The organism is Nocardia sputi (assembly GCF_023501985.1).
Genome location: NZ_JAMFLC010000003.1, coordinates 126,230 through 134,824, shown reverse-complemented (window position 1 = coordinate 134,824; position 8,595 = coordinate 126,230). Strand labels below are relative to the sequence as shown.

The window sequence follows — 8,595 nt, the reverse complement described above, 5'->3', positions numbered from 1 at the left end:
GGCCGGCTCAGAACGCGGCTTCGTCGAGTTCCATGACGCTGATGTCCACGTCGGAGATGACCGACCAATCCGCACTGAGGTGCGGCAGGACGTTCTTGGCGAAGAACGACGCGACGGCGATCTTGCCCTGGTAGAAGGCGCGGTCCTGGTCGCCGGGGTCGGCATCGAGTGCGGCCGAGGCGATTTCGGCGGCGACGATGAGTCGCCAGGCGACGAGGAGGTCTCCGACGGCGAGCAGGAACCGGACGGAGTTCAGTCCGATCTTGTACAACTCGGTGGGCTGTTCCTGCGCGGCGAGCAGGTGCTGGGTGAATCGGCCCGCCATGTCCTGGACGTCTTCGAGCGCGGTGGCGAGCAGGACCTTCTCGACCTTGAGCCTGCCGTTGCCGGTGGTGGAGTGCGCCGTGTCCCGGATCTTGCCCGCGAGATGGGCGAGCGCGACGCCGCGGTCGCGGGCGATCTTGCGGAAGAAGAAGTCCTGCGCCTGGATGGCGGTGGTGCCCTCGTAGAGCGAGTCGATCTTCGCGTCGCGGATGTACTGCTCGATCGGGTAGTCCTGCAGGAAGCCGGAACCGCCCAGGGTTTGCAGCGACTCGGTCAGGTACTGGTAGGCGCGCTCGGAGCCGACACCCTTGACGATCGGCAGCAGCAGATCGTTGACCCGAGCGGCCAATTCGGCGTCCGCTCCCGAGATGTGCTGAGCGACAACATCGTTCTGATGGCCTGCGGTGTAGAGGTAGATCGCGCGAAGCCCTTCGGCGTACGCCTTCTGCATCATCAGCGACCGCCGCACATCGGCGTGCCGGGTGATGGGGACCTTCGGCGCGGCCTTGTCCGCCATCTGGGTCAGATCACTGCCCTGCACGCGGGCCTTGGCGTATTCGAGGGCATTGAGATAGCCGGTGGACAAGGTCGCGATGGCCTTGGTGCCCACCATCATCCGCGCTTCCTCGATGACCTCGAACATCTGCGCGATGCCGTCGTGCACCTCGCCGACCAGCCAGCCCTTGGCGGGGATGCCGTGGCCGCCGAAGGTGACCTCGCAGGTGGCGGAGGCTTTGAGGCCCATCTTGTGCTCGACGTTGGTGACGAACACGCCGTTGCGCTCGCCCAGCTCACCGGTCTCGGGGTCGAAGTGGAACTTCGGCACGAAGAACAGCGACAGGCCCTTGGTGCCCGGTCCGGCGCCCTCGGGGCGGGCCAGTACCAGGTGCATGATGTTGGGGAACAGATCGTCGGAGTCGGCGGAGGTGATGAACCGCTTGACGCCCTCGATGTGCCAGGTGCCGTCTTCCTGCTCGAGCGCCTTGGTGCGGCCCGCTCCGACGTCGGAGCCTGCGTCGGGCTCGGTCAGCACCATGGTGGCGCCCCAGCCCTGGTCGGCGGCGATCTGCGCCCACTTCTTCTGCTCGTCGGTGCCGATGCCGTGGATGATATGGGCCATCGACGGACCGGTCAGGTACAGGTAGGCCGCGGGCTGAGCGCCGAGGACGAATTCGCTGATCGCCCAGCTGACCATCGAGGGCGCGGGTACACCGCCGATCGCCTCGGCCTTGCCGACGCGCCACCAGTCGGCGTCGTACCACGCCCGCACCGACTTCTTGAACGATTCCGGCAGGCTGACCGAGTGGGTGGCGGGATCGAACACCGGTGGATTGCGATCGGTGTCGGCATACGGCTCGGCCACCGGTCCTTCGGCCAGGCGCGCGGCCTCCGCCAGCATCGACCGCACGGTGTCGCCGTCCAGGTCACCGAACGCTCCGGTGCGGAGGACGTCGTCCAGTCCGTACACCTCGAACAGGTTGAACTCGAGGTCACGCACGTTGCTCTTGTAATGGCTCACGGGCCAGGGCCTTTCGACAAAACGGCCGGTGTACCGGCAAGGGATCAGGTGGGCGCACGGATGGGTGATCGCCCCCGGCACACTGTGCGGCACCGAACATGCGAAAGCAATCCGATGTTAATGACTACTAAGTAAATGATTGAATGACCGCTGCATAAAATCCGCTGATAGCGCGCAATTGGCATGGTTAAGTTAATGACCAATAAGTGGCACAAATCACTGTGCGGGAATTCGCCCATGGATTCCGGCCGTTTCGATCCGCTCTCCGATCGTCACGAGAACGTCGACGAGATCGCCGCGCCTGCGGAAGCGTGGATTGCGTACCGCATCGATGACCACGGTGGTGACGGCACGGCTGAGCACCCGCGCCGCCGGAGCGGGCAAGTCCGGCCGCACGGCTTGCAGCATGCGGGCCCACTGGGCGATGCCGTCCAAGCGCACCCTCCGATAGCGCTGCACCGCGTCACCCGGCAGATGCCGGGTCTCGCTGACGGTGATGGCCAGCAGATCGGGCTCGTCGACGCCCAGTTGCGCGAAGCTGCGCAGGAGTGAGCGCATTGTCTCCTCGGCGCCGCAGCCCTCGGCGATCGCCCGGGCGAGCAGCAGCCGAAGCCACTCGTCCTGCCGTCGGACGATCTGGTCCAGCAGCTCGGCCTTGCTCGAGAAGTGGTGGTACAAGGCAGGACCCGTGACGCCGACGGCCGCGCCGATGTCTTCGATGCCTACGGCGGCATAGCCGCGGGTGCTGAATAGTCGCGCCGCTTCGGCGAGCATCCGCTCCGACCGCAGTGCTCGGTCGAGCGCGAGGTTGCCGGTCTCCGTGCGCGGCTGCCGGTTCGGCGCGTGGCCCGCCGGATGCTCGGGCAGCTCGGTGGCGATCACCGCCGCGACGGCGGCGTCGAGCACCTGCGCGGCGGCCGGAGCGGGCAACTCGGCGCGGTGGTAGGAGGGGCTGACCGCGATCGACAGCACGCACCAGCTGAGTAGTTCGACGTCGGCGGTGCTCAGTTCCGGCCTGCGCAGGCGAATCGTGCGTCGCAGGTACCGGGTGATGCGCGAAGCCCGGACCAGCACGGCGGTTTTGTCGCCGGGGGTCAGGTTGCGGAACTCCAGTTGCCACAGCCTCGGCAAGCCGCGCAGTTCGAGCGCCACCCGCACCAGCGCCGCCAGGACCGCGTCGCCGGAATCGTCGGCGCGGTACGCGGCGTCCACCCGGTACAGGGTGTCGTCGAGGCCCACCAGCAGGCACTGTCCCAAGAGCTGTTGTTTGTTGCGGAAGTGCCGGTACAACGCCGTCGCGGAGATGTCGACAGCCGCCGCGATGTCGGCCATCGTCGTGCCGTAATAACCGCCGTGCGTGAACGCGTCGGCCGCGGCATCCAGGATCATCTGGCGCCGATGCGGCGGTCTCCGCCGTGGCTGTCTGCTGTCGGCCTGTGTGCGCATCGCGGTCAGTGTGGCGCATCGGAGTGTCTGTGGCGGTGTGGGGGACGGGTCGGTGTGGGAACCCTCGCCTGTGTGACGATTTCGTCATAAGCGACGTTCCGAAGCTACTGTCGAGTAGGCTTCCCGAGCCATCACCGACCGGGATCGTCGTCGATCAGATAAGCAGAGGGAGCCGCCCGTGAGCGCTGACACCGCGGACGCCGCAGCGCTGTCGTCCATGGCTGCCCGGCTGCGCATCGCGTCCACCGTGATTCTGCGGCGCGCGCGAAGGGATCCCGATGAACGGCGGCTGTCCGCGACGCAGTGGGCGGTGCTGGGGCGCCTGCACCGGTACGGCGCCCTGGCCGCGGTGGACCTGGCACGACTGGAGATGCTGCGACCGCAGACCATGCGCAACGTGGTCGACGGTCTGCGCGATCAGGGCCTGATCGTCGGTGTGCGCGATCCGAACGACGGGCGCCGGGTGAATCTGACTCTCACCGACGAAGGCCGCGCCTGGGTGTGCGGACATCAGGCGTCGGCGAACGACGTTCTGGCGCAGGTCTTGTCCGAGAGCTTGCCCTCCGGCGAGCTGCACAAGGTCGGCGAGGCACTGGAGCTGCTCGAACGCATCGCCTACGGGTGAGCGCGGCGGACCGGATGCGGCTCGCGATGCCTTCCGTGCCCGCGCCGGCGGGGTAGGTAAGGTCTGAAGCGTCGTGGAACGGACTCCACGATGCAGCCGCCGAACAGCTTCGCGCGGACGCGCCGCCCTGTCGAACGAAGAGAGTTGATCGATGCCGACCTCTACAGCGCGTGCACAGATCGGGGTCACCGGTCTGGCGGTCATGGGTAGCAACATCGCACGGAACTTCGCCAGGAACGGCTATACCGTTGCGCTGCACAACCGCACCGTCGCCAAGACCGACGCACTGCTCGAGGCCCACGGTGACGACGGCGACTTCGTGCGCACCGAGACGGTCGAGGAGTTCGTCGCCGCGCTGGAGAAGCCACGCCGGGTGCTGATCATGGTCAAGGCCGGCGCCGCGACCGACGCGGTCATCGAGGAACTGGCGGCCGCGATGGAACCGGGCGACATCATCATCGACGGTGGAAACGCCCTCTACACCGATACCATTCGGCGAGAAGCGGCGATGCGCGAGCGCGGGCTGAACTTCGTCGGCGCCGGCATCTCCGGTGGCGAGGAGGGTGCGCTCAACGGCCCCGCGATCATGCCGGGCGGCCCGAAGGAGTCCTACGACTCGCTCGGTCCCCTGCTGGAATCCATCGCGGCGAAGGTCGACGGAACGCCGTGCTGCACCCATATCGGTCCCGACGGCTCCGGGCACTTCGTCAAGATGGTGCACAACGGCATCGAGTACGCCGACATGCAGTTGATCGGCGAGGCCTACCACTTGTTCCGCGACGCGCTGGGCTTCGACGCCAAACAGATCGCCGATGTGTTCACCCAGTGGAACTCCGGCGATCTGGAGAGCTACCTCGTCGAGATCACGGCCGAAGTCCTCGAGCAGGTGGACGCGAAGACGGGCAAACCGCTGGTGGACGTGATCGTCGACGCGGCGGAGCAGAAGGGCACCGGGCGCTGGACGGTGAAGTCCGCGCTCGACCTCGGCGTGCCGGTGACCGGAATCGCCGAAGCGGTGTTCGCGCGAGCGCTCTCCGGTTCCCGCGACCAGCGCAAGGCCGCCAAGGGGCTCGCTTCGGGCCGGTTGGCCGAGAAGCCCACCGACGTAGAGCAGTTCACCGAGGACATCCGGCAAGCGCTCTACGCCTCGAAGGTGGTCGCTTACGCGCAGGGTTTCGACCAGATCGCCGCGGGCAGCGCCGAATACGACTGGAATCTGCGCCCCGGCGACCTCGCGACGATCTGGCGCGGCGGCTGCATCATCCGCGCCCGCTTCTTGAACCGGATCAAGGACGCCTACGACGAGAATCCGGCGCTGCCGAGCTTGATCCTCGCGCCGTACTTCCGGGAGGCGATCGAGACCGCCATCGACAGCTGGCGCCGCGTCGTGGCCACCGCGACCCTGCTCGGAATCCCGGTACCGGCGTTCGCGTCGTCCCTGTCCTACTACGACGCCCTGCGCGCCGAGCGCCTCCCGGCCGCGCTCACCCAGGCGCAGCGTGATTACTTCGGCGCCCACACCTATGAACGCGTCGACGCCGAAGGCAAATACCACACGCTCTGGAGCGGCGATCGCGGCGAGGTTCGCGCCGACTGATCCCCGGTCCGGTCACAACGCCGCGGTGCGGGCGAGCCCCGCACTGCGGCGGCATCGGCGCATACTCCGTGGCCGCGGACCGTGTCAGCTACGGGTACCGGCGGCGCGTTCCCATGCCGCCCGGCGGAGCAGGCGCAGCCCGTTGAGCCCGACGATGACGGTGGATCCCTCGTGTCCGGCGACGCCGAGCGGAAGGGGCAGGGTGCCGGCGAGGTCCCAGACGACCAGCACGCCGATGAACGTGGCGGCGATGGTCAAGTTCGCGATCACCACGCGCCGCGCCTGCCGGGACAACGCGATCACCGCCGGGATCGTGGTCAGATCGTCGCGCACGACCACGGCGTCCGCGGTCTGCATCGCCAGGTCGGACCCGGCCCCGCCCATCGCGATGCCGACCTCGGCCGCGGCGAGGGCCGGGGCGTCGTTGATGCCGTCACCGACCACGGTCACTTTCCGCCCGTCGGCCTGCAGTTCCCGCACCGCGGTCACCTTGTCGTCGGGCAGTAGCCCGGCCCGCACGTCGGTGATGCCGACCGTGGCGGCGAGCCGGTCGGCCGTGGCGCGGTTGTCGCCGGTCAGCAGCACCGGCGCCGTGCCGATCGAGGTGGTGGTAGCGCGGACGGCCGCCACCGCTTCCGGCCGCAGCTGGTCGGTGAGGGCGAGTACACCGATCGGCTGGTGCTCGCAGGTCACGACGACAGCGGTGTAGCCGTTCGCCTGCACGGTGTCGACGATGGTTCGCGCGATGCCGTCCGATGCCGGTCCTGCCGTGGCGGGGGAGCCGGCGCCGATGCGGCGGTCACCGACGAGCGCGGTCACGCCGCGACCGGGATATGCGGTGAACTCGGTGACGTCGGGCAGTTCCAGATCCCGGACGCGGGCCGCGCGCACGATCGCCGCGGCCAGCGGATGCTCGCTCGAACGCTCGGCCGCGGCCGCGAGCCGCAGCAACTCGCTCTCGTCGAATCGTTCGTCCACGCGGTGGATCTCGGCGAGTACCGGGGTGCCGCGGGTCAGGGTTCCGGTCTTGTCGAAGGCGACGTGCGTCGTGGCGCCGAGCTTCTCCATGACCACCGCGGACTTGACCAGGACGCCGTGGCGGCCCGCGTTGGCGATGGCCGCCAGCAGCGGCGGCATGGTGGCCAGCACCACCGCGCAGGGGGAGGCGACGATCATGAACGTCATCGCTCGCGACAGCGCCCGCTGCAGCGTTTCTCCGAGCAGCAGGGGAATCGCGAACACCGCGAGGGTGACCACGACCATGCCGATCGAGTACCGCTGTTCCACCTTCTCGATGAAAAGCTGTGTGCGCGCCTTGGTTCGGGCGGCTTGCTCGACGAGGGCGGCGATCCGGGCGACCACGGAGTCCTGCGCCCGGCGATCGACGCGGATACGCAGCGCGCCGGTGCCGTTGAGAGTGCCCGCGAACACTTCGTCGCCCGCGGTCTTGTCGACCGGCAGCGGCTCACCGGTGATGGTGGCCTGATCGACCTCGCTGCCGCCGGAGACCACCGTCGCGTCCGCGGCGATCCGCTCACCGGGGCGCACCACGACGACATCCCCGACTTCGAGTTCGGCGGCGTTCACCGTCTCCTCGTCACCATCGCGGGTGACCCGGGTCGCGGTGTCCGGCGTGAGGTCGAGCAGTCCGCGCACCGAGTCCTCGGTCCTGGCGGTGGCCAGCGCTTCCAGTGCGCCGGAGGTCGCGAAGATGACGATCAGCAACGCGCCGTCGGTGATCTGGCCGATCGCCGCGGCGCCGATCGCCGCGGCGACCATGAGCAGGTCGACATCGAGCGTCTTGTCCCGCAGTGCCTGCAATCCCGCCCAGGCCGGTTCCCATCCGCCCGCGGCGTAACAAGCCAGGTACAGACCCCACCACACCCATTGCGGGCCATCGGTCAGCTGCACCGCCAGGCCGGCCAGGAACAGCAGCGCGGCCACCGCGGCCCAACGGACCTCCGGCAAGGCGAACAGCCGGGTCCGGCGCGCGGGCGCGGGAGCGGATGCCGGAGTCGGACGGGTCGGCGCGAGAGTCGGCGCGGCCACAGGGCACCTCCAAGACAACGACGAACAGACCGCCCGACCATATCAGAAAACATGAACACGTCTTCATTTGTTCCTAGAGTATGCTGGTCAGCTATGGGACACGGTGTCGAAGGCAGGGACCGGCCTGTCGCGCGCCTGGACCCGGAATCGGCCGCGCATGTGGCGACCACGCTGCAAGCGCTCGCCACCCCGAGCCGGTTGATGATCCTCACCGAGCTGCGCCAAGGGCCCGTGTCGGTGAGTGCGCTGGCCGACGCCATCGGCATGGAGCAGTCCGCCGTGTCACACCAGCTTCGGCTTCTGCGCAACCTGGGTCTGGTCACGGGAACGCGCACCGGCCGCAGCATCGTCTACAGCCTCTATGACAATCACGTCGCCCAACTGCTGGACGAGGCGATCTATCACAGCGAACATCTGCGCCTCGGGTTGTCCGACCGCCCCGAGACCGTGGGCTGACCGACGTGGTGGCCGGGCGCCTATCGCGCCGTGGATTTCACAATTTGTAGCCGATCCGGCGCAGTAGCTGCTTGCGGGCCGCCTGGTCGTCGGCGCTTTCCACGCCGAGCGGCGCGGAACCGTCGACGACTCCGAGGATTCCTCGCCCCAGCTCGGACTCGGCGATGAGGACTTCGACGGGATTGGCCGTGGCACAGAAGATCCCGCACACTTCCGGGACCTGCTTCACGGCATTGAGCACATTGACCGGGTAGCCCTCGCGGAGGAAGACGATGAACGAGTGTCCCGCCGCGATCGCCGCCGCGTTCTTCGTGGCGAGCTCGACCAGCGAATCGTCGTTGCCGGAGTGACGGATCAGGCGCGGTCCGGAAGCCTCGCAGAACGCCAGCCCGAATCGCAGGTGAGGTCCGACCCCCACGAGGGTTTCGTGCAGGTCCTCCACGGTTTTGATGAAGTGGGACTGTCCGATGATGACGTTGAGATCATCCGGTTTGTCGATGCGCACGGCTGTCAACTCCACGGCGACATCCTGCGCCCTTCCGACGCAGATTCATAGCATTTCAACATATATATTGCTCG

Annotated in this window: 7 protein-coding genes; 3 read left to right on the top strand and 4 right to left on the bottom strand. The window is 67.9% G+C overall.

The features are described 5' to 3' along the window. Positions 1-7 precede the first annotated feature (7 nt). Together M8859_RS05460 and M8859_RS05455 are read right to left on the bottom strand one after the other, a co-directional pair. Positions 8-1,843 carry an acyl-CoA dehydrogenase gene (locus M8859_RS05460; RefSeq protein WP_195071114.1) on the bottom strand — a complete coding sequence of 612 codons (1,836 nt, stop codon included), beginning with the start codon at positions 1,841-1,843 and terminating at the stop codon, positions 8-10. A gap of 216 nt (positions 1,844-2,059) precedes the next feature. Then, positions 2,060-3,289, bottom strand: a complete 1,230-nt coding sequence (locus tag M8859_RS05455; RefSeq protein ID WP_249643943.1) for a TetR/AcrR family transcriptional regulator — start codon at positions 3,287-3,289, stop codon at positions 2,060-2,062. A 178-nt stretch (positions 3,290-3,467) separates the two neighbouring features. On the opposite strand from M8859_RS05455, the gene M8859_RS05450 reads away from it, so the two are divergent. Continuing rightward, positions 3,468-3,914 carry a MarR family winged helix-turn-helix transcriptional regulator gene (locus M8859_RS05450; RefSeq protein WP_159925808.1) on the top strand — a complete coding sequence of 149 codons (447 nt, stop codon included), beginning with the start codon at positions 3,468-3,470 and terminating at the stop codon, positions 3,912-3,914. Positions 3,915-4,065: 151 nt separating this feature from the next. Next, on the top strand, positions 4,066-5,511 hold the full coding sequence (gnd, locus tag M8859_RS05445) for an NADP-dependent phosphogluconate dehydrogenase (RefSeq protein ID WP_195071112.1): 1,446 nt from the start codon (positions 4,066-4,068) through the stop codon (positions 5,509-5,511). An 84-nt stretch (positions 5,512-5,595) separates the two neighbouring features. Here gnd and M8859_RS05440 read toward each other — a convergent pair whose 3' ends face one another. Continuing rightward, complete coding sequence (locus M8859_RS05440) at positions 5,596-7,560, bottom strand: heavy metal translocating P-type ATPase (RefSeq protein WP_195071111.1); 1,965 nt, start codon at positions 7,558-7,560, stop codon at positions 5,596-5,598. Between the two features lie 93 nt (positions 7,561-7,653). Here M8859_RS05440 and M8859_RS05435 point away from each other — a divergent pair, with 93 nt between their 5' ends. After that, positions 7,654-8,016, top strand: coding sequence for an ArsR/SmtB family transcription factor (locus M8859_RS05435; RefSeq protein WP_159925802.1), 363 nt, complete (start codon positions 7,654-7,656; stop codon positions 8,014-8,016). A 37-nt stretch (positions 8,017-8,053) separates the two neighbouring features. Here M8859_RS05435 and M8859_RS05430 read toward each other — a convergent pair whose 3' ends face one another. Next, positions 8,054-8,536: an adenosine-specific kinase gene (locus M8859_RS05430; protein ID WP_159925800.1), complete on the bottom strand. Its 483-nt coding sequence runs from the start codon at positions 8,534-8,536 to the stop codon at positions 8,054-8,056. Between the last annotated feature and the right edge of the window lie 59 nt (positions 8,537-8,595).